This is a genomic window from Mesorhizobium sp. B3-1-7, assembly GCF_006439385.1.
Lineage (GTDB): Bacteria > Pseudomonadota > Alphaproteobacteria > Rhizobiales > Rhizobiaceae > Mesorhizobium.
In genome coordinates this window covers 41,060-62,951 of sequence record NZ_VFTL01000014.1, presented here as the reverse complement: position 1 = coordinate 62,951, position 21,892 = coordinate 41,060, and the positions used below count along the sequence as shown (strand labels likewise).

General features: G+C 64.3%; 25 protein-coding genes. 6 read left to right on the top strand and 19 right to left on the bottom strand.

The genetic code is table 11. The features are described 5' to 3' along the window. Positions 1-3: 3 nt before the first annotated feature. The 17 genes from fliF to FJ417_RS13610 all read right to left on the bottom strand — a co-directional run bounded on the left by fliF (position 4) and on the right by FJ417_RS13610 (position 14,773). Positions 4-1,662 (bottom strand): flagellar basal-body MS-ring/collar protein FliF, encoded by a 1,659-nt coding sequence (gene fliF / locus FJ417_RS13690; protein ID WP_140783823.1) that lies wholly within the window; start codon positions 1,660-1,662, stop codon positions 4-6. Positions 1,663-1,836: 174 nt separating this feature from the next. Next, positions 1,837-2,907, bottom strand: a complete 1,071-nt coding sequence (locus FJ417_RS13685; RefSeq protein WP_140783822.1) for a flagellin — start codon at positions 2,905-2,907, stop codon at positions 1,837-1,839. A 263-nt stretch (positions 2,908-3,170) separates the two neighbouring features. Then, on the bottom strand, positions 3,171-4,157 hold the full coding sequence (locus tag FJ417_RS13680; RefSeq protein WP_140642134.1) for a flagellin: 987 nt from the start codon (positions 4,155-4,157) through the stop codon (positions 3,171-3,173). Positions 4,158-4,402: 245 nt separating this feature from the next. Next, positions 4,403-5,134, bottom strand: a complete 732-nt coding sequence (fliP, locus tag FJ417_RS13675; RefSeq protein WP_140642132.1) for a flagellar type III secretion system pore protein FliP — start codon at positions 5,132-5,134, stop codon at positions 4,403-4,405. Further along, complete coding sequence (locus FJ417_RS13670; protein ID WP_140783821.1) at positions 5,131-5,625, bottom strand: flagellar basal body-associated FliL family protein; 495 nt, start codon at positions 5,623-5,625, stop codon at positions 5,131-5,133. Before FJ417_RS13670 ends, fliP begins: the two co-directional genes overlap by 4 nt. A gap of 17 nt (positions 5,626-5,642) precedes the next feature. Then, entirely contained in the window at positions 5,643-6,347 is a 705-nt protein-coding gene (gene flgH / locus FJ417_RS13665) for a flagellar basal body L-ring protein FlgH (RefSeq protein WP_140642128.1), read from the bottom strand. Then, positions 6,344-6,889 (bottom strand): MotE family protein, encoded by a 546-nt coding sequence (locus FJ417_RS13660; RefSeq protein ID WP_246677140.1) that lies wholly within the window; start codon positions 6,887-6,889, stop codon positions 6,344-6,346. Before FJ417_RS13660 ends, flgH begins: the two co-directional genes overlap by 4 nt. Positions 6,890-6,957: 68 nt before the next feature. Then, positions 6,958-8,046 carry a flagellar basal body P-ring protein FlgI gene (locus tag FJ417_RS13655; RefSeq protein ID WP_246687455.1) on the bottom strand — a complete coding sequence of 363 codons (1,089 nt, stop codon included), beginning with the start codon at positions 8,044-8,046 and terminating at the stop codon, positions 6,958-6,960. 149 nt (positions 8,047-8,195) lie between these two features. Then, on the bottom strand, positions 8,196-8,717 hold the full coding sequence (gene flgA, locus FJ417_RS13650) for a flagellar basal body P-ring formation chaperone FlgA (RefSeq protein ID WP_140783819.1): 522 nt from the start codon (positions 8,715-8,717) through the stop codon (positions 8,196-8,198). A 6-nt stretch (positions 8,718-8,723) separates the two neighbouring features. Then, positions 8,724-9,512, bottom strand: a complete 789-nt coding sequence (gene flgG / locus FJ417_RS13645) for a flagellar basal-body rod protein FlgG (RefSeq protein ID WP_140642123.1) — start codon at positions 9,510-9,512, stop codon at positions 8,724-8,726. A gap of 9 nt (positions 9,513-9,521) precedes the next feature. Beyond that, positions 9,522-9,851, bottom strand: a complete 330-nt coding sequence (locus FJ417_RS13640) for a flagellar hook-basal body complex protein FliE (RefSeq protein ID WP_140783818.1) — start codon at positions 9,849-9,851, stop codon at positions 9,522-9,524. Continuing rightward, positions 9,851-10,267, bottom strand: a complete 417-nt coding sequence (gene flgC, locus FJ417_RS13635; protein ID WP_140642117.1) for a flagellar basal body rod protein FlgC — start codon at positions 10,265-10,267, stop codon at positions 9,851-9,853. The genes FJ417_RS13640 and flgC overlap by 1 nt, the downstream gene beginning before the upstream one ends. Positions 10,268-10,269: 2 nt before the next feature. Continuing rightward, entirely contained in the window at positions 10,270-10,650 is a 381-nt protein-coding gene (gene flgB, locus FJ417_RS13630) for a flagellar basal body rod protein FlgB (protein WP_140783817.1), read from the bottom strand. 85 nt (positions 10,651-10,735) lie between these two features. After that, a complete protein-coding gene (locus FJ417_RS13625) occupies positions 10,736-11,515 on the bottom strand; it encodes a hypothetical protein (RefSeq protein WP_140783816.1) in 780 nt (259 codons plus the stop codon). Beyond that, positions 11,496-12,917 carry a flagellar protein export ATPase FliI gene (gene fliI / locus FJ417_RS13620; RefSeq protein WP_140642109.1) on the bottom strand — a complete coding sequence of 474 codons (1,422 nt, stop codon included), beginning with the start codon at positions 12,915-12,917 and terminating at the stop codon, positions 11,496-11,498. Before fliI ends, FJ417_RS13625 begins: the two co-directional genes overlap by 20 nt. A gap of 4 nt (positions 12,918-12,921) precedes the next feature. After that, positions 12,922-13,644: a flagellar basal-body rod protein FlgF gene (gene flgF, locus FJ417_RS13615; RefSeq protein ID WP_041012679.1), complete on the bottom strand. Its 723-nt coding sequence runs from the start codon at positions 13,642-13,644 to the stop codon at positions 12,922-12,924. 7 nt (positions 13,645-13,651) lie between these two features. After that, positions 13,652-14,773, bottom strand: coding sequence for a DUF1217 domain-containing protein (locus tag FJ417_RS13610; RefSeq protein WP_140783815.1), 1,122 nt, complete (start codon positions 14,771-14,773; stop codon positions 13,652-13,654). A 146-nt stretch (positions 14,774-14,919) separates the two neighbouring features. Between FJ417_RS13610 and motA the strand changes: the two genes are divergently transcribed. The 6 genes from motA to FJ417_RS13580 are packed head-to-tail and all read left to right on the top strand — an operon-like array spanning position 14,920 to position 19,819. Beyond that, positions 14,920-15,795: a flagellar motor stator protein MotA gene (motA, locus tag FJ417_RS13605; RefSeq protein WP_140642105.1), complete on the top strand. Its 876-nt coding sequence runs from the start codon at positions 14,920-14,922 to the stop codon at positions 15,793-15,795. 34 nt (positions 15,796-15,829) lie between these two features. Continuing rightward, entirely contained in the window at positions 15,830-16,768 is a 939-nt protein-coding gene (locus FJ417_RS13600; RefSeq protein ID WP_140783814.1) for a FliM/FliN family flagellar motor switch protein, read from the top strand. Between the two features lie 30 nt (positions 16,769-16,798). Continuing rightward, a complete protein-coding gene (fliN, locus tag FJ417_RS13595; RefSeq protein WP_140642101.1) occupies positions 16,799-17,191 on the top strand; it encodes a flagellar motor switch protein FliN in 393 nt (130 codons plus the stop codon). Positions 17,192-17,234: 43 nt separating this feature from the next. After that, complete coding sequence (locus FJ417_RS13590) at positions 17,235-18,257, top strand: flagellar motor switch protein FliG (protein ID WP_140783813.1); 1,023 nt, start codon at positions 17,235-17,237, stop codon at positions 18,255-18,257. Positions 18,258-18,281: 24 nt separating this feature from the next. Continuing rightward, positions 18,282-19,364 (top strand): flagellar biosynthesis protein FlhB, encoded by a 1,083-nt coding sequence (gene flhB / locus FJ417_RS13585; RefSeq protein WP_140783812.1) that lies wholly within the window; start codon positions 18,282-18,284, stop codon positions 19,362-19,364. Positions 19,365-19,381: 17 nt separating this feature from the next. Then, entirely contained in the window at positions 19,382-19,819 is a 438-nt protein-coding gene (locus FJ417_RS13580; protein WP_140642095.1) for a hypothetical protein, read from the top strand. Positions 19,820-19,880: 61 nt separating this feature from the next. Here the strand turns inward: FJ417_RS13580 and FJ417_RS13575 are convergent, their stop codons facing one another. Next, positions 19,881-20,651, bottom strand: coding sequence for a helix-turn-helix transcriptional regulator (locus tag FJ417_RS13575; protein ID WP_140783811.1), 771 nt, complete (start codon positions 20,649-20,651; stop codon positions 19,881-19,883). Further along, on the bottom strand, positions 20,648-21,358 hold the full coding sequence (locus FJ417_RS13570; protein ID WP_140642090.1) for a helix-turn-helix transcriptional regulator: 711 nt from the start codon (positions 21,356-21,358) through the stop codon (positions 20,648-20,650). Before FJ417_RS13570 ends, FJ417_RS13575 begins: the two co-directional genes overlap by 4 nt. Positions 21,359-21,892 lie beyond the last annotated feature (534 nt).

The following is a 21,892-nucleotide window of genomic DNA, read 5'->3' as shown; positions in this document are numbered from 1 at the left end:
GGCCTAACCCACGGCTTCCGGGGCGGCAGCCCATTTGCGCAGGATCTGCGCGGTCCGCTCCTCGTTGAGGTCGACCATGCGGGCCAGCCGCTCCTGCGGCGCCGGCCGGATTTTCTGACGCAGGTCGTCGAGCGGGGTTGCGCCGGCGCGCGCGCCGGGCAGGGCGCCGGCAGGGATCTCGGCGGTGATTGCGGCGACGGGCGCGTCCGGTGTCGGCAAGGAACGCTGCACGTCGTCGAAGCTCGGGCCGGCAATGGCCGCAGGCTTCGCCGACGCCGTCAGCGCGGCGGCCATCGGCTTCAGGCCGAAGAAGGCCACCAGGAAAACGACAACGATGAAGGCGCCGGCATTGATCAGCGTGCCGGTATAGGTGCCGATCGAGGCGAGGATGCCGGGCTGATCGATCGGCTCGCCGTCGAGGCCGTTGATGAACTCGACTGCCGACACGTCGATGACATCGCCGCGCTTGTCGTCGAAGCCGGTCGCCGAGGCGACCATCTTCTGGATATCGGCGACGCGCTTGGCGATCTGGTCGGGCGTGGCATCCTTGCCGAGGATGGTCTTCAGGCGATCCTGGTTGACGACGACCGCGATCGACATCTTGTTGACCGTGTAGCCGTTGGAGACGGTGGCGATCTTCTTGGAGTTGATCTCGTAGTTGGTGATCTCCTCCTTGCGGTCGTTCTGCGAGGTGGATTGCGGTCCTTCGGTGCTGGTGGTTTGCGTCTCGGGCAGGTTCTGCTCGACGCTGGTCGGGGTCGAGGCCTGTTTCTGGTTGCTGGCCTCGTTGGTCTTCACCGACTGCACCGAACGCTCGACGCGCGAGTTCGGATCGAAGATCGTCTCCTCGGTTTGGCGCGTGTCGGTGTTGACGTCGGCCTTGACGCTGGCGCGGAAATTATCTGGGCCGAGATAAGGAGTGAGCGCGCGGCGGATGTTGTCGCCGATCTGCGCCTCGACCGTCTGCTCGACGCCGAGCGTACGCGCGGCGCTCGTGTTGGACGGGTCGTCGCCGGCGGCCAGAAGGTTGCCGTTGGAATCGAGCACGGTGACCTTGTCGGCCGAGAGGCCGGGAACAGCCGCGGCGACGAGGTGGCGGATCGACATGGCGCTCTTCTCGGCATCGTTGCCGGCATAGCGGATGACCACCGAGGCGGAGGGCTGCTGCTCGTCGCGGCGGAAATTGGCGCGCTCGGACATGACGATGTGGACGCGCGCCGCCTTGACGCCGGAAATCGACTGGATGGTGCGCGCGATCTCGCCTTCCAGCGCGCGCACGCGGGTGATCTGCTGCATGAAGGAGGTGAGGCCGAGCGAGCCGACATTGTCGAACAGCTCGTAGCCGGCATTGGCGCTGGTCGGCAGTCCTTTCTCGGCAAGCAGCATGCGCGCCTGCGCGGTGGTGCCGGCCGGCACCAGCACGGAGGTGCCGTCGGAGCCGACATCGAAGCCGATGCCGGCGTCGGCCAGCACCAGGCCGATCTGGTTGACGTCGGAACGCTCGAGGCCGACATAGAGCGTCTCATAGGCCGGTCGGTTGAGATAGACGGAAGCGATGCCGATAACGGCCATGACCAGGGCCGCGATGCCACCCATAAGCGCCAGACGCCTGACGCCGAAGCTCTTCAAATTCGCGATGACGCTCTGGATCTGTTCCGGCACGATTCAACCGCTCCCAGCATGACTGTCCGCCGGAAGACTAGACCGCGAAGCTTGTGCGAGGATGATAGGCGTGCCGCCGAAGAGCCCGCAAAGCGTCGAACCGGCGTCTTATCGAGCAACGAAAAAGGCCGCGCCTCGGGCGCGGCCTTTTTCTGGTGGGAATAATCCCGCGGCTTAGCCGTTCTTGAACAACTGCAGGATCGACTGCGAGGAACTGTTGGCGATCGACAGGGATTGGATGCCGAGCTGCTGCTGAACCTGCAGCGCCTGGAGGCGGGTCGATTCCTTGTTCATGTCGGCATCGACGAGCTGGCCGACGCCGCGGTCGATGGAGTCCATCAGGCTCTGGGTGAAGGTCTTCTGCAGGTCGATCGAGCTCTTGGCGGCGCCGAGCACGGTAGCGGCGTCAGTAAGCTGACTCATGACGTTGTCGATCTTGGTGACCATCTGCGTGATGATGTCGTCGGTCACGCCCGTTGCCGTGATGTCGAGATTGAAGGCGGAGACGTTGTCGATCTTGACGGGCGTGCCCGTCACAGCGGCCTGACCGGCGGTGTTAGCGGCGATGTCGGTGGCGCCGCCGGCGATCGAGGCCGCATAGGCGGCGTCATACGCCGACTGGTCCGCGGCGGTGGAATAGATCGAAGTCTTGCGATCAAGAATGCCCTGGTTCTTGACCGCCGTCGCGAGGCCGGAATCGAACAGCTTGGTGCTCTCGACATCGATGTCGATGGTGCCGAGAGAGATGGCGCCGGACGAGGAGCGATTGAACGAAGAGACGATCTTGGCGTCCGGCTGGACGCCGTCATTGGCGGCCGCGACCTGCGTCGACGTCACCGAAAGATAATTCGAGCCCGAGAAGGTGGCGGCGTCGGCGAAGGATTTCATCTGCGCCTGCAGCGTGGTGATTTCGGTCTGCGTCTTGGCCTTATTGGCATCCGACTGGCCGACGGCCGACAAAAGCTTGGTCTTGATTTGGCCGATCGTCGAAAGGACGTTGTTCATGCCGGTATAGGCGGTGTCGACCTTCGAGGCGCCAAGGCCGAGCGCGTCCTGCACGGTCGACAGCGCCGAGTTGTCGGAGCGCATGGTGGTGGCGATCGACCAGTAGGCAGCGTTATCGGAGGCCTCGGAGACCCGGTAGCCGGTCGAGATCCGGGCCTGCGTCTGCTCGAGCGATTTGTTGGTAGCGTTGAGGCTTTGAAGTGCAGTCAACGCCGCAGCGTTCGTCATGATGCTCGCCAAGAAACTCGCTCCTTCTCAAAAGCCGGCATGCCACACAGGCCGGGTCTCGACCTGCCCACCGGTTGCGGTCGTGCCGGTCGGGCCGACTCGACAACCTGTCGTAAGTCGTTGGTTAACCATATCTAGCGCGATATGGTTAATGGCCTGTTAAAAGTAGGCTTTCGAGAAGTTAAGAAACGAGGGTTGCGCGGGCCTTGAGCAAACGAAAATCGGGCCGCGCTTTTGGCGCGGCCCGATGCTTTAGCCTGGTCAGTATAGAGCGATCAGCCGCGGAAGAGCGACAGGATCGACTGCGACGAACCGTTGGCGATCGACAGCGCCTGGACGCCGAGCTGCTGCTGGACCTGCAGCGCCTGGAGGCGGGTCGATTCCTTGTTCATGTCGGCATCGACAAGCTGGCCGACGCCGCGGTCGATGGAGTCCATCAGGCTCGAGGTGAAGGTCTTCTGCAGGTCGATCGAGCTCTTGGCGGCGCCGAGCTTGGTGGCGGCGTTCGTCATGTCCTTCAGCGCGGCGTCGACGACGTTCATCATCGCCTGGATCTGAGTGTCGCTTGCAGCGGTGGTACCGGAGAAGATCTTCAGGCCGGCGACCGAATAAGTGTCGGTGGCAGCGGCAGCAGCGCCCAGGGTCGGGGCCGAGGCCGCGGCGACAGCGGCGCCGGTGGTGCCGAGACGCTCTGTGTCGAGGATGCCCTTCGCGGTCGGGGCAGCGCCTGCGTCATAGAGCTTGATGCTTTCCACGTTGACGTCGATCGTCGAGATCGAAACCGAGCCGGTGGCGCCGCGGTTGAAGGCCGATACGATCTTGACGTCCGCCGCCGTGCCCGAAGCCGTCGATACCGACAGCATGTTGGTGCCGGAGAAGGTGGCGCCATCGGCATAGGCCTTCAACTGCTTCTGAAGAGCGGCGATTTCGACCTGGGTCTTTTCCTTGGAAGCATCGGTCTGGCCATACGAAGCGGTGAGCTTCTGCTGGATCTGGTTGATGGTCGAGATCGCGCTGTCCATGCCGGTGTAGGCGGTGTCGACCTTCGAGGCGCCGAGGCCGAGAGCGTCCGAAACAGTGGACATGGCCTGGTTGTCGGAGCGCATCGTGGTGGCGATCGACCAGTAAGCGGCGTTGTCGGAAGCCTGGGAAACGCGATAGCCCGTCGAGATGCGGGCCTGGGTGGTGTCGAGGTTCTTCTGGGTGGCGTTCAAGCTCTGCAGAGCGGTCAACGCCGAGGCGTTGGTCATGATACTGGCCATGGTACACGTACCTTGTTTTTACACGGATTTTTTTGACATACCGGCATGTCCGGTATGACGGTGCGGCATCATGCCAATGATCTGTGAACCCGATCACCCGCCATCTGCAGGCGACTATGGCGGCAAGTTGCTACCAAAGACCTAAATCGGACGGTTAATCGAAAATAATGTTGGAAGGCTTGCGCGCACTTTCCTCAAGCCGTCGAGGCTTGGCGCGGCACACTTGCGCGGTCCGGCGGGAACGATCAGGTGAAGGATCGCACCAGGCTGCCGACCAGAAGGTTCCAGCCGTCGATCAGCACGAAGAACAGGATCTTGAACGGCAGCGATACCACCGTCGGCGGCAGCATCATCATGCCCATGGCCATGGTGACGGTGGCGACGATGAGGTCGATGACGAGGAAGGGCAGGACGATGAGGAAACCGATCTCGAAGCCGCGGCGGATCTCCGAGATCATGAAGGCCGGCACCAGGATGCGCAGGTCGACGCTCTCGCGCGAGACGGTCTGGCCGCGCTCTCGGGCGAGGTCGGCAAAGAGGTCGAAGTCCTTGTCGCGCACATTGTGCAGCATGAAGTCGCGGAACGGGCCGGAAATCTTCTCGAACGCCTCGGCCTGCGTGATCTGGTTGTCCATCAGCGGCTTGACGCCGGTGTTCCAGGCCTGGTCGAAGGTCGGCGCCATGACATAGAAGGTCATGAACAGCGAGAGCGAGATCAGGATCAGGTTGGCCGGCGTCGATTGCAGGCCGATGCCGGCGCGCAGGATCGAGAAGGCGATGACGAAGCGGGTGAAGCTCGTCACCATAATCAGGAGGCCCGGCGCCACCGAAAGCACCGTGAGCAGGCCGAACATCTGGATCAGATAGCCGACCGTCGTACCGTCGGCCTTGCCGATGCCGCCAAGATCGAGCTGCTGGGCCGCGGCGACGGAAGTGGTGACGACGATGAGCGCCGTGGCTATGAGGAACTTTCTCATTCGAGCAGCATCGTCCTGACGAGAACCTGTTTGACGTGACCGCCGCTGCGCAGCGCCGCGCGCTCTTCGAGATCGGCCTTGAGATGCTGGTAGCCGCTGGCGCCTTCGATCTGGTGCAGCTTGAGCGTGCGCACATAGGCGAGCAGGTCCTGGTGGATCTGCTCGGCCATTTCCGGCGGCTGGGGAGCATCGTAGAGCAGCGACGCCTCCAGCCGGATCCAGACGTCCGACGGCGAGGCGAGATTGGTGGTGATCGGCGCCAGCTGAACCAGCGCCGGCCCGGCGGCCGCCTTGCCGGCTTCGGCGGGTTTTTCCGCGGTGCCGGCGTTCTCCGGTGCCGCGGGCACCGGTGCCGGCGTTTCGCCTTGCTTGAGATAGCCGCCGGAAAGCCAGCCCATGCCGACCGCCGCGCCCGTTATGACCAACAGCATGGCGAGCTGGATCACCAGGGAAGGTCCCTTCTTGGGCTGGACCTGCTCGACATTGGCCACGGCAGCGCTCTCCGGTCCTAGAAGGGAAGAACCTGGTCGAGGACCTGCTGGCCATAGGCCGGCTGCTGGACCTCGCTCACACGGCCTCGGCCGCCATAGGAAATGCGCGCCTCGGCGATGCGCTCGTAGGGGATGGTGTTCTCCGCGCCGATGTCGGACGGACGAACCATGCCGGCGATGGTCAGCACCCGAAGCTCGTAGTTGACGCGGACCTCCTGCGAGCCCCTGATCATCAGATTGCCGTTCGGCAGCACCTCGGTAACGACGGCGGCGACGTTGAGGGCGATGTCCTCCGAGCGCTTGATCTCGCCGTCGGCATTGGTCTCGGTGCTGGAGCTCAGGCCGGCGTCGCCCTTGCCGCTGGTGCTTGCATTTTCCCAGCCGAGATTGACGTCGTAGCCGAGCTTGCGCGCGGCGGTGCGGCTGCGGTCGTTCTGGTTCTTGAAATTGGCCCTGTCGTTGAGCTTGATGTTGACGGTAAGGATGTCGCCGGCGCGCAGCGCGCGCGGATCGGTGAAGAGCCGGCTCTGGCGATCGTCCCACAGCGAGAATTTCTTCGGCCGCGAGGCAGGCGGCTCGGGGTAGCTGTAGGGGCCGGAACCACCCTCACCGATGCCGGAACCGACCGGCGACAGAGCGGGCTCCCGGCCGATCTCCTTGAAATTGGTGCCGCAGCCGGACAATGCCGCAACCGCGACGAGGACAAAGAATTTCAACTTCATGACGGATCAACCCTTCGCGCCGCGCTGGCCATGATGCCGGTGAGCGTCGCTGCCGCCTTCTGGTCCATTTCGTTCAAGATGACGCCGGCCTTGCGCGAATCGAGCTTCATCAGGATGGCCGCCGCGAGCTCGGCATTGACCATCGCCAGCCGTTCGGCAGCGGCGTCGGGCTTCATGCCGGCATAGATCTTGACGACGCCGTCCTCGGCGCGCGCCAGGAACACTTCGCGGCGCTTCAACCATTCCTCGTATTCGGCCCGCTTTGCCTCGAGCGCTTTCATGCGCTCGTCGATGCCGGCCTGCAGCTGCTTCAATTCCTCGGCCTGAAGCGCGTAGCGGCGGTCGCGCGCGGCGTCGGCGATGTTGGAGCAGAAGCGCTGGACCTCGCTTTCGTCAGGCGCCTTGCCGGCCGCGAGCGCAGCCGGCTGAAGCGGCGCGCTTTCGTGTGTGAGCTGGGCCGGCTGAACTGGCGCCTGACCGCCCGGCAACACCTGTCGCACCTCGTCCGCGTGGGCGGCCGTCCCGCCAAGCAGAGCAACCATTGCTCCGATGGCGCAGAAGCTCAGGTGACGGCGGGGTGTTGGGGAGGAAAGCGCGATCATCGGCGTGCCTATTGGAGAACTAGGTCGGCCTGCAAGGCGCCGGCCGATTTGATACCTTGCAGGATGGCGATGATGCCGTCGGGCTTCACGCCGAGGCGATTGAGGCCGGATACAAGCGTTTCGAGATCGGGACCGTCGAGCACGGCGACGCGCGCGTCGGGCCGGCTTGCCTCGATGGCGGTGAAAGGCTCGACCGCGGTCTCGCCCCTGGAGAAGGGTTCCGGCTGGACCACCTTCGGCGCTTCGGTGATGCGCACCGTAAGCGTGCCATGGCTGATCGCCACGCGCGAGATCCTGACATTGCTGCCGATGACGATGGTGCCGGTGCGTTCGTCGATGACGACGCGGGCAGGGGCGTCGGATTCGACGACCAGATTTTCGATCTCGGCATAAAAACGCGCGGCGGAGATGTTCTTCGGCCGCCTGATCTGCACCGTGCGGGCGTCGCGCTCGGCGGCGACCCGCATGCCGAAGCGCTGCGAGGTGTAATCGTTGATGGCGTCGGCGATGCGGATGGCGGTGGAGAAATCGGGATTGCGCAATTGCAGCGTCAACACGCCCTGGTCGTCGAATTCGGCCGGCACCGAGCGCTCGACGATGGCGCCGTTCGGCACGCGGCCGGCGGTCGGCACGCCTTGCGTCAACTGCTCGGCCTGGCCCTGGGCGGTGAAGCCGCCGACGATCACCGAGCCCTGCCCGACGGCATAGATTTCGCCATCGGCCGCCTTCAGCGGCGTCATCACCAGCGTGCCGCCGGCGAGCGAGGTGGCGTCGCCCATCGAGGAGACGTCGATGTCGATGCGGCTGCCCGACTGGACGAAGGGCGGCATGTTGGCGGTGACGATGACGGCGGCCACGTTCTTGGCGCGTGCGCTGCCGCCTTCGGTGGCGATGCCGAGATTCTCCAGCATGGCGCGGATCGACTGTTCGGTGAAGGGCGAGTTGCGCAGGCTGTCGCCGGTTCCGGCGAGGCCGATGACCAGGCCGTAGCCGACGAGCTGGTTGTCGCGCGCGCTCTGCAACTGGGCGATGTCCTTGATGCGCGCGGCGACCTGGCCGGGCGGCAGTGTGCTCGGCCCGGTCGAGACCCGGAACATGCGCGTGGTGGTGGCCGGATCGTATTCCGGATCGTCGTAGACGCCGCCGTTCTTCTGTGCGAGCTCGCGCTTGGCCTTGGGCGTCAGCCCATCCGCCAATGCCGGCTGCAGGCCGATGGCCGCGCTCAGCAGAAGGAGAAGGACGCGCATCACGAAGCGCCGACCTTGACGGTGCCGTCGGCCATCACCGTGCCCGAGATGATCTTGCCGCTGTCGATGTTGCGGATCTTGATCTGGTCGCCGGCAGCACCTGGCTGCAGCGTGATGCCGGCGGCCGAAATGGTGAGCGCGCCGGCGGTGAAATAGACCTGTACGGAAGCGCCCTGCTCGACCAGCCAGGCGTCGCGGATGGCGCTGATCGGGATGTAGCGGCCGGGCAGCAGCGTGCGCTTGGCGACCTTGCCCTGGAGTTCCTCGGAGCGCGTCGCCATGCCGTCCGGCTTGTGCTTGCCGGGGATGAGCGTCACCTGCTTGAGCGAGGCGGGCTCGATGGTCTCGCCGGGATAGATGACCCGGTTGGGGATCAGCACGGCCTCGCCGACCGCCTGGCCGGCGGCGATCTGGTTTGCCGACTGGCCGGTCGCGTCCTGCGCGAAAGCCGGCATGCCGGCGGCCACCAGGGCGGTGGCCAGCGCGACGCGACGGAGTGCGGAGGAGATCGGCCCGGCCATTATCCGTTACCTGATGTTCTTGGAGACCACCGAGGCCATGTCGTCGGCGGCCTGAATGACCTTGGAATTCATTTCGTAGGCGCGCTGGGCAGAGATCAGCTCGGTGATCTCCTTGACTGGATCGACGTTGGAAGACTCGAGATAACCCTGCTGGATCGTGGCGAAGCCCGGATCGCCGGGAACGCCTACATTGGCCGGGCCGGAGGCAGCCGTTTCCTGGAAAAGGTTGTCGCCGAGCGGCGCCAGGCCCGCCTCATTGGCGAAGTTGACGATCTGAAGCTGGCCGAGCAGCTGCAGGTCGGTCTGTCCGTCGATGCGGGCAAAGACCTGGCCGGTCTTGTTGACGATCACCTCGACGGCGTCGGTCGGCACGGTGATGGCCGGAATGACGTTGGCGCCGTCGGCGGTCACGAGCTGCCCGGTGGCATTGGTGTTGAAAGCGCCGGCGCGGGTATAGAGCGTGCCGCCGTCGGCACCCTCGATCTGGAACCAGCCCCTGCCGGTCAACGCCAGGTCGAAGCTGTTGCCGGTGCTGGCCAATTCACCTTGCGTATGGACGTTGCGCACCGCTGTGGTCTTGACGCCAAGACCGATCGAGACGCCTTCCGGCACCAGCGAGGTGTTGGAGCGGTTGGGCACGCCCTGCGTGCGGTCGACCTGGTAGAGCAGGTCGGAGAATTCGGCCCGCGCCCGCTTGTAGCCGGTGGTGTTGATGTTGGCGATGTTGTTGGCGATGACTTCCAGGTTGGTCTGCTGGGCGTTCATGCCTGTGGCGGCGATCGCAAGGGCTTTCATGACGCGCTCCTAGATACTCATGCGACTGATTTCGAGATAGGCCGAGACGACCTTGTCGCGGATCGCGATGGTGGTCTGCAGCGCCTGCTGGGCGCTCAGCACCGCATCGACGACCTGGCGCGTGTCGGCATCGCCCTTGAGCGCCTGTATCGACATCTGCTCTGCGCCCTGCAGCGTGTTGACGGTCTTCGTCGCCGCCTGGCCGAGGACTTCGGCGAAGGTGCTGCCGACGCTTTCGCCGGCCTGCGTTTCGACACCGCCCTGCAGCAGACCCGGTGAAGCCTGTTCCGCTCCATCGACCGCCGTTTTGAATTGTATTGCCCCGATACCGCCGATCATTACTGGTTCCTCATCAGGTCGATGGTCATGGAAATCAGATCGCGAGCCTGCTTGATCACCTGCAGGTTGGCTTCATAGGAGCGGTTCGCCTCGCTCATGTCGGCCATTTCGACCAACGTGTTGACGTTGGGCATCTTGACGTACCCCTTGTCGTCGGCGGCTTCATTGCCAGGCTGGAATTCGATCGGGAAGTCCGAAGGATCGCGGGAGATCGCGCTGACTTCCACCAGCGAGCCGCCGGTTGCGCGGTCGACCTCGGACTGAAAGGTGATCGTCTTGCGACGATAGGGCTCGGCGCCCGGCGTGCTGCCGGTCGATTGGGCGTTGGCTAGGTTTTCCGAGACCACGCGCAGGCGCTCCGACTGGGCGCCAAGACCGGAAGCCGCGACTTTGAGGGCTGCAGTCAGCGCATCCATGATCAGCTCTTCACCACCATCGTCATCATCGAATGGAAGGCCTTGACGATCGCCGTGTTGAGCTCGAAGGAGCGGCGGACCTCGCCGGCCTTCATCAGCTCCTGCTCAAGGACCACGGTGTTCTTCGACGGCATGATCGCGCCGTCAGCGTCTTCCGGCCTGACGTTGAAGCCGGCATGGGCCGTTTCGGCGCCAAGGTGGCCAGCCTGCGTGGCGGCAAGCGTCACCGCGGTGCGGTCGAGGACCTTTTCGAAGGGCTCGACGTCATTGGCCGTGTAGCCCGGCGTGTTGGCATTGGCGATATTCGAGGCAATCGCCGACTGGCGCACGGCCAACCATTGCGATTGCCGCGTGGCAAGATCGAAAAGATTTACGGGTTCCATGGGAATCTCCCGGGCAAGTACGCACAAGACTAGGCGGCCAGTCTTGCGCGGACCTTGCGCGGGACGAGCTGTAAGGCCCGGGTTCTTACTTGGTGAGCTGGATCACCTTGTCGGTGCTGGTGACGATCACCCACTTGCCGCCGCGCTGCTCGATCGAGGCGACGCGGCTGGAATCGGGCAGAACCGAGCCGCGCTGGACGACCCACAGACCGGTATCGTCCTCGATCATGGCGCGGCCGTTGGCGACATGCACCATCTTGAATTCCGAAGCGGCGGTCGGGAAGGGCTGGTCGCCGGGCGGTGGCGCGGGATCGTCCTGCACCGTTCCGGTGGCGAACAGGTCGATATCGGCATTGGGAACGTCCTTGGCCGTCAGTGGTCCGCTGCGTTCGGCCACGATGCCGCCGCCGGCGCGTCCGGAGTTGCTGCCGCTGCCGCCGAACTTGATGGCCTGAACGCCGAACTGCTCCTGGTTGAAGAAGATATACCAGGGGAACAGCGCGCAGATCAGGCCGAGTGTGATGCCGAGCGCGGCGATGACTAAATCGCTGCGGCGGTCGGCGCTCTTGTCGGTGAGGCGCGGGAACTGGGCTTTCGGCGGCTCGGGCCATTCGGTGCGGGGAAAAAGGCCATCGAGCAACGAATCGCGGCTGGCCTGTGCCATGTCGGCGGTGGATGTCCGCGGCGGATGAGGCTTGTCGGCTCTGGTCGGAAGCGCCGTTGCCTTCTCGGTCCTGGCGAGCGCGGCCTTCTGCTTGGCAGTTCTTGCCTCGTCGGCCTCAGCCCGTTCCGCCGCCTCGGCCTCGGCAAGCATGTCGCGCAACATGCGCTCGGTGTATTGGAATTCAGTCTCCTTGATCGCCATTCAGCTTCCCCTTGAGATGGCGGGCGAGGTCGGCGAACGGATCGGCCGATGCGCGGTCCCTCGGCGATTGCGTGAGCGCCTCGTAAATCAGCGGCACCTGGCGCACCGCGTTGTCGAGCTCGGCATCGGCGCCGCTCTGGTAAGCGCCCAGCAGACGGATGTCGCGTGTATCCTCGAAGCGCGCGATCATCGATTTCAGCCTCGTCACCAGCATGCGCTGCTCGGCGCTCCAGGCCTTGTCGGCAAGGCGCGAGATCGACGACAGCGGATTGACCGGCGGATAACGACCCTGCTCGGCGAGCGCGCGGTCGAGCACGACATGGCCGTCGAGGATGCCGCGCACCGAGTCGGCGACCGGATCATTGTGGTCGTCGCCGTCGACCAGCACGGAAATGATGGCGGTGATCGAACCCCTACCTTTAACCCCGGGGCCTTCGGCCCCCGGCCCGGCGCGTTCGAGCAACTTCGGCAGGTCGGTGAAGACCGAGGCCGGATAGCCGCGCGCGACCGGCGGCTCGCCCGTTCCGGTCGCCACCTCACGCAGCGCGTGCGCGAAGCGTGTGATGGAGTCCAGCACCAGCAGCACGCGATGGCCCTGGTCGCGGAAATGCTCGGCCACGCACATGGCCGTGTCGGGCGCGCGCCGGCGCATCATGGCGCTTTCATCGCTGGTGGCGACGACGGCGACAGTCTTGGCCATGCTCTGGGCGCCGATCGTATCCTCGAGGAATTCGCGCACCTCGCGGCCGCGCTCGCCGATCAGCGCCACGACCACCGTATCGAAGGCCTCGGCGCCGGCCAGCATCGCAAGCAGCGTCGACTTGCCGACGCCGGAACCGGCGAAGATGCCAAGCCGCTGGCCGAAGCAGAGCGGCGTGAAGATGTCTATCACCCTGACGCCGGTGAGGAAGCCGGTGCCGACGCGCTGGCGCGCCAGGGCGCCAGGCGTCGCGCTATGCGCGGCATTGGCTGCATTCGGCCTGATCAGCGGCGGACCACCGTCAATGACGCGGGTCAATGCGTCGATCGCGCGCCCGCGCCAGGAGACATGCGGCGTGACCGCGAGCGGACCACGGCGAAAGACGGCATCGCCGATGCCGGCATCGGTGCTGCGCTCGAACGGCGCGACCACCACCTCGTCGCTGCCGATCTTGACGATCTCGCCGCGGCGTGCGCCGGCCTTACCGCGCTGCTCGACGATGTCGCCGAGCCTGGCAATCCCGGACAGACCACGGACCTTGTAATGTGTCGGCGATATCTCGACGACGCGGCCGCCGCGCGAAAGCAGCACCTGCGGATCGTCGAACCGCCGCCAGACGCGTTCGAGCGCGGCCAGCCTGTCGGCACGTCCGGTATCCGCCGGGCTATCGGAAGCGCGCAACAGGGACGAGCCGTTCGTCATGCCGTCACTTCGAGCCAAGCGTCTTGATCGCGTCGTCGGTGGAGGAATCGGTCTGCCGCATCAGCGCCGCCGTGTTCTCGAAAGCACGCTGCACCTGGATCAGCCGGGTCATTTCCAGCACCGGATTGACGTTCGACTCTTCCAGAAACCCTTGAGCGACGCCGACGTCCGAGCGATCGGTGACGGGTTCGGGCGTGCGCGCCGGAACGATGCCCGAATTGCCATAGCGGACGAAATTCTCGCCGGGGTCGAAATTGTAGAGACCGATGGCGCCGACCAGTTGGTCGTTCTGCCTGAGCGAGCCGTCGGCGCCCGCCTTGGGCGGGCCGTTGCGCGGATCGAGCTGGATCGGAGCGCCGCCGCCGTCCAGCACCGGGTAGCCTTCGATCGACATCAGTTCGCCGTTCTCGTTCATGGAGAAGCGGCCGTCGCGCGTCATCACCGTGCCGGCGGGCGTCTCTATGGCGAACCAGGCGTCGCCCTGGATGGCGAAGTCGAACGGATTCCCGGTTTCGGTCAGCGCGCCATGCGCGCCGGAAAGATAGGTCTTGCCGGAGGAGGCGAAGGAGACCGACTTCGGCCCGGTGCCCGAGACCACGTCCTCGAACTTCACGCCGGTGGCGCGAAAGCCGATGGTCGAGGCGTTGGCGACGTTATCGGCGATGGTGTCGAGACGGCGCTCGAGCGCGATCTGCGAGGAAAGGGCGACGTAAAGACTGTCCTGCATGATCTTCTCAGAACTTCAACTGCTGCATGGCCATCATCAGATCGGTGGAGATGCCGACACTGGTCGGCTGCGCGAAGAGCACGCTGACAGACGTCACCGCCGTCGAGGTCGGGTGGTTGATCTCGTACATGCTGGTGAAGCGGGTCAGGAACTTGCTGAGCTTGTCCGGGTCGGTAAAGTCGTTGATGTCGAGCTTCTGCTCGAAGAGCTGCGCCTGCTTGTCGATGTCGGCGGTGGCAAAGGAATCGGGCAGGCCGAGCGCTGCGCGGACCACGCTGGCTAAAGCGGTGTCGGCGAGCACGTCGTACCAGCTGGTGATGTCCGGCGCCTTGCGCTGGAAATAAAGCGCCAGCCGCACGCCTTCGTTGGTCTGGCCGGCATTCTCCTCCAATGTCTGGCGCAGATACATGTCGACGGTCGGCTGCTGCGCCGCAACGCGAGTGGTGGTCGTGTCGCCGTACTGTGCGAAGTTGAAGGCGGCGGCGAGCCCGGCATAGGCCTTGTTGGTTTGCTGGTTGGCGACGCTGTCGGGATCCTTCACGCCGCCTTGCAGGACGGACTTGACGAGGTCCTTGTCCTCGGTGGCCGAATCCAGGCCGAACGCGGCCAGCGCGTAAGTGTAGAGCCGGTCGTTCGACATCAGATCGTCGATCGACTTCACCTTGGTGATGTTGGCGAGATAGTAGGTCGTCTCGCCTTTTACATAGTCCGAATCCGGATCAAGGCCGGCGATCTCGGCCTGTGTGGCGTAGTTCGCCGTAACCTGCTGCTGTGTCGGGTTGTAGATCGTCGCACTGGTGCCATCGGCCGCGAAGTTGAAGGCAGCGACGAACTGGGCGTAGCGCTTGTCGGTCAGCTTGTTGGCGAAGCTGTCGGCGTCGGAGATGCCTTCCTTCAGCGCCTTGACCATGAAGGCCTTGGCATAGTCCATGTCCTCCAGCCCGTAAGCCTTCATGGCATATTTGAACAGGCGATCATTGTTTACGAAATCGTCGATCGATGTAACCTTGCCGATATTGGCCAGATAATACTGCGTATCGCGATCGACCGTCGGCTGTTTCTCAACCTGGACGATCGATTTGTTGATGTCTTTCGCGATCAACTGGTAGCTGGTGTAGGTACTGAGCAAGGATACGCCTCCGGCCGAAGCTATCCCTGCACAATAACGTCACTTCCTTGCGCGAAGCTGAATCGCGTTCGCGGCCTTCGATTCAAGCCTCACACAAGGCACGAGGACTATCCCTGATCACGACGTGACATGCGGAAGGACCTGTCGTGGGCATTCTGATCGGACTTGTGGTGACGCTCGGCTGCGTCCTCGGCGGCTTCATGGCCATGGGCGGGCATCTGCATGTGCTGATGCAGCCATGGGAAGCGGTGGTGATCTGCGGCGCTGCGCTCGGCACCTTCCTCGTCGCCAATCCGATGAAGACGGTCAAGGATACCGGCAAGGGTATTCTCGAAGCCTTCAAGCAGGCGGTGCCGAAGGAGCGCGACTACCTCGAGACGCTGGGCGTCCTGCACAGCCTGATGCGCGAACTGCGCTCGAAGTCGCGCAGCGAAGTCGAGGCGCATATCGACAATCCGGAGGAGTCGGCCATCTTCCAGGCTTTTCCGACCGTGCTGAAGAACCACGACCTGACGAATTTCATCTGCGACTACTGCCGCATCATCATCATCGGCAATGCCCGCTCGCATGAGATCGAAGCGCTGATGGACGAAGAGATCCAGACGATCCGCACCGACAAGCTGAAAGCCTATCACGCGATGGTCGCGGTCGGCGACGGCCTGCCGGCGCTGGGCATCGTGGCGGCCGTGCTCGGCGTGGTGAAGGCGATGGGCGCGCTGGACCAGTCGCCCGAAATCCTCGGCGGCCTGATCGGCGCGGCACTCGTCGGGACCTTCCTCGGCATCTTCCTGTCCTATGCGGTGGTCGGTCCGGTCGCCACCAAGATCAAGACGGTGCGCGAAAAGAAGAATCGCCTCTACATCATCGTCAAGCAGACGCTGCTTGCGTATATGAACGGCGCCTTGCCGCAGGTGGCGATCGAATTCGGCCGCAAGACCATATCCTCCTACGAGCGTCCGACGATCGACGCGGTGGAGCAGAGCACCATGAACGCCGGCTCCGCCGAGAAGAAGGCGGCCTGAGCATGCTGCATCCGAGACAGGGCCGCCTGCCGTCATGACAAGTCCGGGCAGTCCTTCGCAAACCCGGGAGTTGATCATCGAGCGGCTCGTCGGCGACAGCGGCGAGGCGGCGCAGGTGATCGGCGTCGGCCGCGGCATGGCCGAGCGGGCGCTGCCGGTGTTGCAGAAGGCGCTTGCGGGCGAGCTCGGCGCGCCAGTGATCGTCGATCTGCAAGTGGTGGAGGTCGGCCGCGTTCCCGAGGCGCGTTCGCGCGCCGGCGATGCCTTTGCGCTGACCGTTGTTGCCTCGCCGGCCTCGGCCGATGCCATGACGCTGGTGATGGATGCGCAAGCGGTCGCCGTCATGGTGAGCGCGCTATTCGGCGGCGATCCCGACCAGCCAGTGGCGCCGATCGAGCGCGACCTGTCGCAGATCGAGGCCGACGTCGCGACCAGCGTGTTCCAGGAGGTCGCGACGGCACTCAACGGATCCGGCAAACGTTCGCTCGACCTGCGCCTGCCGGTGCCGAAAGCAATGTCCGGCAACGATGCGAGGCGGCGGGTGCTGCGCGACGGCGCCGCCGTGCGCATCGTCTATGGCCTGTCGACGCCGTCCGACAGCGGCACGCTCACGGTGATGATCCCGCAGCGCCTGCTGCTTTCCTCGCGCAGCGGCGACGTCGCCACGGGCGAGGACGGCGAGACCACGGAATTCGACTGGCGGGCCCGCTTCTCCGAAGAGGTGATGCGCTCGACCGTCCGGCTCGAAGCGACGATGCCGCTCGCCCGGCTGACGCTCGGCGACCTCGCCGCGTTCGAACCCGGCCAAGTGATCGAATTCGAGGAGAACGCGCAGCTCAACGCCAGGCTCAGCGCCCGCGACAAGACACTGTTTGTCTGCGAGTTCGGCAAGCTGGGGCAGAATTACACCGTCCGCATCAGTCATCCGCATGATGCCGGGCAGGATTTCATCGACGGACTGATGCCGGGCTGACGCCAGGCCCGGGATTCATGGAGACGAAGCATGGCAGCGACAAATGTGGAAGCCGAGGCCGAAACGGAAACCGGCCAACCTAACGAGCAGCTTGATCGCGCTATCGAAGAACTGCGCGGCGTGCTCCGTGAAGAGGAGGGCCGTCCGGATGCTGCGCTTCGGTCTGGCGCCAATTCCTCGATCATCATGACCATTCCGGTAGACGTTCAGATCATCCTCGGCAGCACGGAGATGCCCGTGTCGGAGTTGATGGCGCTGCAGAAGGGTTCCACCGTCGCGCTCAATCGCCGCATCGGCGAGCCGGTCGACGTGGTGGTCAACGGCCGCAGAATAGCGCGCGGCGAGATCACGGTGCTGGAAAGCGATCCGACGCGTTTCGGCATCCGGCTCACCGAAATCATCGCCGCGACGAAGAGCGCCTGAGAATGGCCGGCGAGCGGACCAATCGGCAGCGAGGACAGCACGCATGACGACGGCATTGGCGCTCACACGTCCGCAAAAGGCGGCGGCCATATTGGTGGCCATGGGCAAGCCCGCGGCCAGCCGCCTGCTCAAATTCTTCAAACAGGACGAGTTGAAGGCGCTGATCGAGGGCGCGCGTCTCTTACGCACCATTCCACAGGCCGACCTGGAGCGCATCGTCGCCGAGTTCGAAGCCGAGTTCACCGAGGGAGCCGGCCTGCTCGATTCAGCCGACCGGATGGATACGATCCTGAACGAATCGCTGTCGCCCGAGGAGATGAGTGCCATCATGGGCGAAAAGAAGTTCGAGCCGGTTCCGGAAGGACCGCCGCCGATATGGCCGGACCTTGAGAAGCTCGAGCCGGCGCGGCTTGGCGGCTTCCTTGCCGGCGAGCATCCGCAGACGTCGGCCATGGTGCTTTCGAAGCTCGCGTCGCAGACGGCCGCCAACGTGCTGCTCACCATGGAAAAACCGATGCGCAGCCAGATCATCAAGCGCATGGTGACAATGGCCAACATCCCGGACGCGGCATCGCGGATCGTCGAGAACCAGCTGCGCGTGAGCGTGCTGTCGCAGAAGGCCAGCAGGGACACGTCCGCCGGCCAGGAACGCGTCGCCAGCATGCTCAACGAAATGGCGAAGCCGGAACTGGACGACCTCATGCAGGATCTGGAGGATCTCGGCACGCCCGATCTCGTCGGCGTCAGGTCGCGGCTGTTCGCCTTCGACGATCTGCCGCTGCTGCCGCAGAAAGCCCGGGTTTTGCTGTTCGACGGGCTATCGACCGAGCTCGTCACGCTGGCGCTGCGCGGCGCGGCGCCGGAACTCGCCGAATCGGCGCTCTCGGCGATCGGCGCGCGCTCTCGCCGCATGATCGAATCCGAACTCGGACAGGGATCGGAAGGCATTGCGCTTGCCGACATCATGGCGGCGCGCAAGAGCATATCGGTCGCCGCCATCCGGCTATCGCGCGAAGGAGCCTTCGAGCTGCCCTCGACGCAGACCGCCGCCGCCGAAGCCGCTTGACGATAATCACCCGGTCAGAGCGCCATGGCTGAAGCGGTCGACAAGGATTCCAAAACAGAGGAAGCCACAGAAAAGAAGATCCGCGACACGATCGAACAGGGCAAGCTGCCCCATTCGCGTGAGACCGCGATCTTTGCGTCCTTCCTCGCCATACTGGTTTTCGCCGTCTTCTATGCCAAGGACGCGATCGTCGATCTCGGCATGTTCCTGTCGACGTTCCTGGAAAAGCCGGAAGCCTGGCCGATGGACACCGAGACCGACGTCATCTCGCTCTACAAGCAGGTCATGGTCGAGATCGGCGGCGCCGTCGTCAGCCTGCTGGTGCTGCTGACGGTTGCCGGCATCGGCGCCTCGGTGTTCCAGAACATGCCGCAAATCGTGGGCGAACGGATCAGGCCACAGCTGTCGCGCATCTCGATCGCCAAGGGCTGGAGCCGGATGTTCGGCGTGCAGGGGTGGGTCGAATTCCTGAAGTCGCTGGCCAAGCTCGGCTTCGCTATCGCGGTGTTGAGCTTCACGCTCTCGGAAGATCATCGCAAGCTGCTCGCCGGCATGATCACCAATCCGGTCTCGTTCGGTCTGGTCATACGCGGCATCTTCGTCGACATATTGGTGGCGATCGTCTTCGTCATGGGGCTAATCGCGGTGGTCGACATCGTCTGGTCGCGTTTCCACTGGCGGAGCGACCTGCGCATGACCAAGCAGGAAGTCAAAGACGAGATGAAGCAGTCGGAAGGCGATCCGATCGTCAAGTCGCGGCTGCGCTCGCTGGCGCGCGACCGGGCGCGCAAGCGCATGATGACGGCCGTGCCGCGCGCGACGCTGGTGATCGCCAACCCGACGCACTATTCGATCGCGCTGAAATATGTGCGGGAGGAAGATTCCGCGCCGATCGTGCTGGCCAAGGGGCAGGACCTGGTGGCGCTCAAGATCCGCGAGATCGCCAGGGAGAACAACATCCCGATCTTCGAGGACGTGGCGCTTGCGCGCTCCATGTACAAGCAAGTTTCGGTTGATAGCGTGATCCCGTCGCAATTCTACCAGGCCGTCGCCGAGTTGGTGCGGATCGTCTACTCGAAGAAGGCCACGCGCAAAGCAACCCAATGAACGGACGCCGCTAATCCATGGACCGGCAACCACACGCTAACTCCCGCGAGCTGATCGTCGCCAGCGCCATCGAGCCCGTGGTGGGCGAATTGAGGCTCATCGACGTTGCCGACTATATCGCCTTCATCCGGCTCGAGCATTTCGCCTGCCTCTCGGACCTGGTGGACTCGGCGGCCGAGCTTTACTTCCGGCCGGGCAAGCTGCGGCTCGGCCATGGGGGCGAGGCGCATGTCGACTGGAGCGGCAGCCCGCGCATCGTGCTCGATCTCGAGCTTCGGCCTCGCGGCGTGACGGTCTATTTCCAGCTGACGCTGACCGAGCACGAGGCATCCGTGGTGGTCAACTACGTGTCGTTCGAGAAGCCCGGCGAGACGCCCGAGCACAACACGGCCTTGCTCGAGGACGCGATCGAAGAGGCTCGCATCCGCAGGACCGAGCCGCTCGCATTCCCGTGACGATTTGATTGCAGCCGAGCCAATCTCGCTGCAGCGCGTTTACAGCGCCGCAGCTGTGTAGCTATTCGATCAGGCCGAGCCGCAACGCCTTGGCGACCGCCTGGTTGCGGTTGACCGCGTTGAGCTTCTGCGTCGACTGGGTGAGGTACTGATTGGCGGTATGCACCGAGAGCTTGAGGAGTTTGGCGATCTCCTCGCTGGTGTTGCCGTTGGCGGTCAGCTTGAGGCATTCGAGCTCGCGCTTGGAGATCGAGCGCGTCCTGCCGGTCTCGCCAGGGCGGATGCGGGCGACCGCCGCGAAAAGCGCGAAGGAGCGGGCATGGATCTCGCACAGCATGTCGTCGGACAGCGCGATCTCCGAGCCCAGGAAGACGACCAGCCCGCATTGGCCGCGATCGGCATGCACCGGAAAGGCGATGCCGTTGGTGCCGGGCGCCAGCGGCGCGGTCGGCTCGGCCCAGGCGAGCGGCTGAAAGGCGTGCCGCGATCCGGCGGAGCCGTCGTCGGCCCACCAGCGCGGCGCCGTCGAGATGCGGCTGTGGCGCACCATATCCTCGCCATTGGCGCCGGAGATGAATTTGGTCGCGACCGCGGTGCCGGGATAGTCGGAATCGAAACACGCCACGAGACGCGCGCGCTCGGGCGACGGGCTGACGAAATAGAGGCCGAAGTCCGAGGCGTTGATATCGACGGCGATCCAGCGGCAGCGACGCACGGCATCCGGAATGGTGACCGCGTGATGGGTCTCCGAGCCGAGCGAGAAGGCGCCGAACGGATTGCATTGATCGTTGAAAAGGGCCGCGGCGGCCTCTTTGACCTGTGCGTGCTTCAAATGATGCCGCTCCTGATCGCGGTCGCGATCGCCATCGCGCGGTTGCTGGCCGCGAACTTCTGGATGGCGTGCGTGATGTAGCTGTTGACGGTGTTCGACGAGACACCGAGGATGACGGCCACCTCGTCGGTGGTCTTGCCTTCCGAAACCCAGAACAGGCATTCGCGCTCGCGGTCCGACAGCGGATCCTGCATGGACGCCGCGGCGATCAGCTGCGGAATGCTGGAAAGCGCGTAGCAGCATTTGATCTGCGCCTTCATCAGGGCGGCCAGGTCGATCTTGCCCGCCTCGGCGGCTGAGAACAGCACGAACAGGCGCTGCCGGCCGACATTGAGCCGCAACGAATAGATTTCGGCGTGGCCGAGCACGTCGAGCAGGCGGGCTTCCTCGCCGGTCAGCAATGCGCCGGCATCGGGCGCGTGCGCCGCCACCAGCGGCTTCGGGCGTACGCCCGGCGCCACGGTCAAGGGGCCCAGCGCCAGGTTGGCAATCAGCCTTTTGCCGATCAGCTCTATGCCGTCGAAGATCCAGTTCGAGGAGACGATGCGCGCATCGTTGCGGTCCTGGTCGTGCACGATGGCGACCAGCATGTAGCTGTCGGCGCCGATATCGGCGGCAAGCTGCATGAAGAAACTGGTGAGATCGCCGCGCGATGTCAGGCGCGAGCCTGAAGCGTCGGGTTGGAGAAGCGCGGCGGAACTGCTCATTTTAATTCTTGGATTCTTGCCGGAATCGATCCTTGTGCCCGGTGCTGGCAAAACCAGCGGCCGGACCCGAAACGCGTCACGTTTACGAAGACACACCCACGGGCGCGAACGGCGCCCAACCGCGCCGAATCCCTCTAGGGAACGCGAAACCGTCCGCGTCTGGTACCAGCCTGGCGCCGGAACTTGAGACTTTGGGTGGTCGCCGCGCCCCCCATGGACCGGCTGATTCGGGTCTAATCTACCCGCAGATGAATCCGACATCAAACGCGATTTGACAAAATCGAATCCGGTGGACTCGCTTTGCGACTCAGCAGCCGGTCTTCGCGTTACTTGGCGGTGATTTCACAGTCGAATTGAGCCGATGATTTCGCGGCGGGGGTCGCAAAAATACGCTCCCGGTTGCATCCAAGGGCGTATCTCCTTCAAGGGGATTGGCTTAAAGCGCGTCGCGCTGAAACGGATTCAGGCGACGCGCTTTAAGGCTTTGTTTTCATGCATGTCGTTAGCGCAAAACCGCTGCACACTTTTGCGCGA

Excerpts from the sequence above, each read along its gene's own strand:
- FJ417_RS13680 (WP_140642134.1), bottom strand. The coding sequence starts at position 4,157 with ATGGCCAGTATCATGACCAACGCCTCGGCGTTGACCGCTCTGCAGAGC.
- fliP (WP_140642132.1), bottom strand. The coding sequence starts at position 5,134 with ATGAGAAAGTTCCTCATAGCCACGGCGCTCATCGTCGTCACCACTTCC.
- flgH (WP_140642128.1), bottom strand. The coding sequence starts at position 6,347 with ATGAAGTTGAAATTCTTTGTCCTCGTCGCGGTTGCGGCATTGTCCGGC.
- FJ417_RS13660 (WP_246677140.1), bottom strand. The coding sequence starts at position 6,889 with ATGGTTGCTCTGCTTGGCGGGACGGCCGCCCACGCGGACGAGGTGCGA.
- FJ417_RS13655 (WP_246687455.1), bottom strand. The coding sequence starts at position 8,046 with ATGTTCCGGGTCTCGACCGGGCCGAGCACACTGCCGCCCGGCCAGGTC.
- flgA (WP_140783819.1), bottom strand. The coding sequence starts at position 8,717 with ATGGCCGGGCCGATCTCCTCCGCACTCCGTCGCGTCGCGCTGGCCACC.
- flgG (WP_140642123.1), bottom strand. The coding sequence starts at position 9,512 with ATGAAAGCCCTTGCGATCGCCGCCACAGGCATGAACGCCCAGCAGACC.
- FJ417_RS13640 (WP_140783818.1), bottom strand. The coding sequence starts at position 9,851 with ATGATCGGCGGTATCGGGGCAATACAATTCAAAACGGCGGTCGATGGA.
- flgC (WP_140642117.1), bottom strand. The coding sequence starts at position 10,267 with ATGGATGCGCTGACTGCAGCCCTCAAAGTCGCGGCTTCCGGTCTTGGC.
- flgB (WP_140783817.1), bottom strand. The coding sequence starts at position 10,650 with ATGGAACCCGTAAATCTTTTCGATCTTGCCACGCGGCAATCGCAATGG.
- FJ417_RS13625 (WP_140783816.1), bottom strand. The coding sequence starts at position 11,515 with ATGGCGATCAAGGAGACTGAATTCCAATACACCGAGCGCATGTTGCGC.
- fliI (WP_140642109.1), bottom strand. The coding sequence starts at position 12,917 with ATGACGAACGGCTCGTCCCTGTTGCGCGCTTCCGATAGCCCGGCGGAT.
- flgF (WP_041012679.1), bottom strand. The coding sequence starts at position 13,644 with ATGCAGGACAGTCTTTACGTCGCCCTTTCCTCGCAGATCGCGCTCGAG.
- FJ417_RS13600 (WP_140783814.1), top strand. The coding sequence starts at position 15,830 with ATGACAAGTCCGGGCAGTCCTTCGCAAACCCGGGAGTTGATCATCGAG.
- fliN (WP_140642101.1), top strand. The coding sequence starts at position 16,799 with ATGGCAGCGACAAATGTGGAAGCCGAGGCCGAAACGGAAACCGGCCAA.
- FJ417_RS13590 (WP_140783813.1), top strand. The coding sequence starts at position 17,235 with ATGACGACGGCATTGGCGCTCACACGTCCGCAAAAGGCGGCGGCCATA.
- flhB (WP_140783812.1), top strand. The coding sequence starts at position 18,282 with ATGGCTGAAGCGGTCGACAAGGATTCCAAAACAGAGGAAGCCACAGAA.
- FJ417_RS13580 (WP_140642095.1), top strand. The coding sequence starts at position 19,382 with ATGGACCGGCAACCACACGCTAACTCCCGCGAGCTGATCGTCGCCAGC.
- FJ417_RS13570 (WP_140642090.1), bottom strand. The coding sequence starts at position 21,358 with ATGAGCAGTTCCGCCGCGCTTCTCCAACCCGACGCTTCAGGCTCGCGC.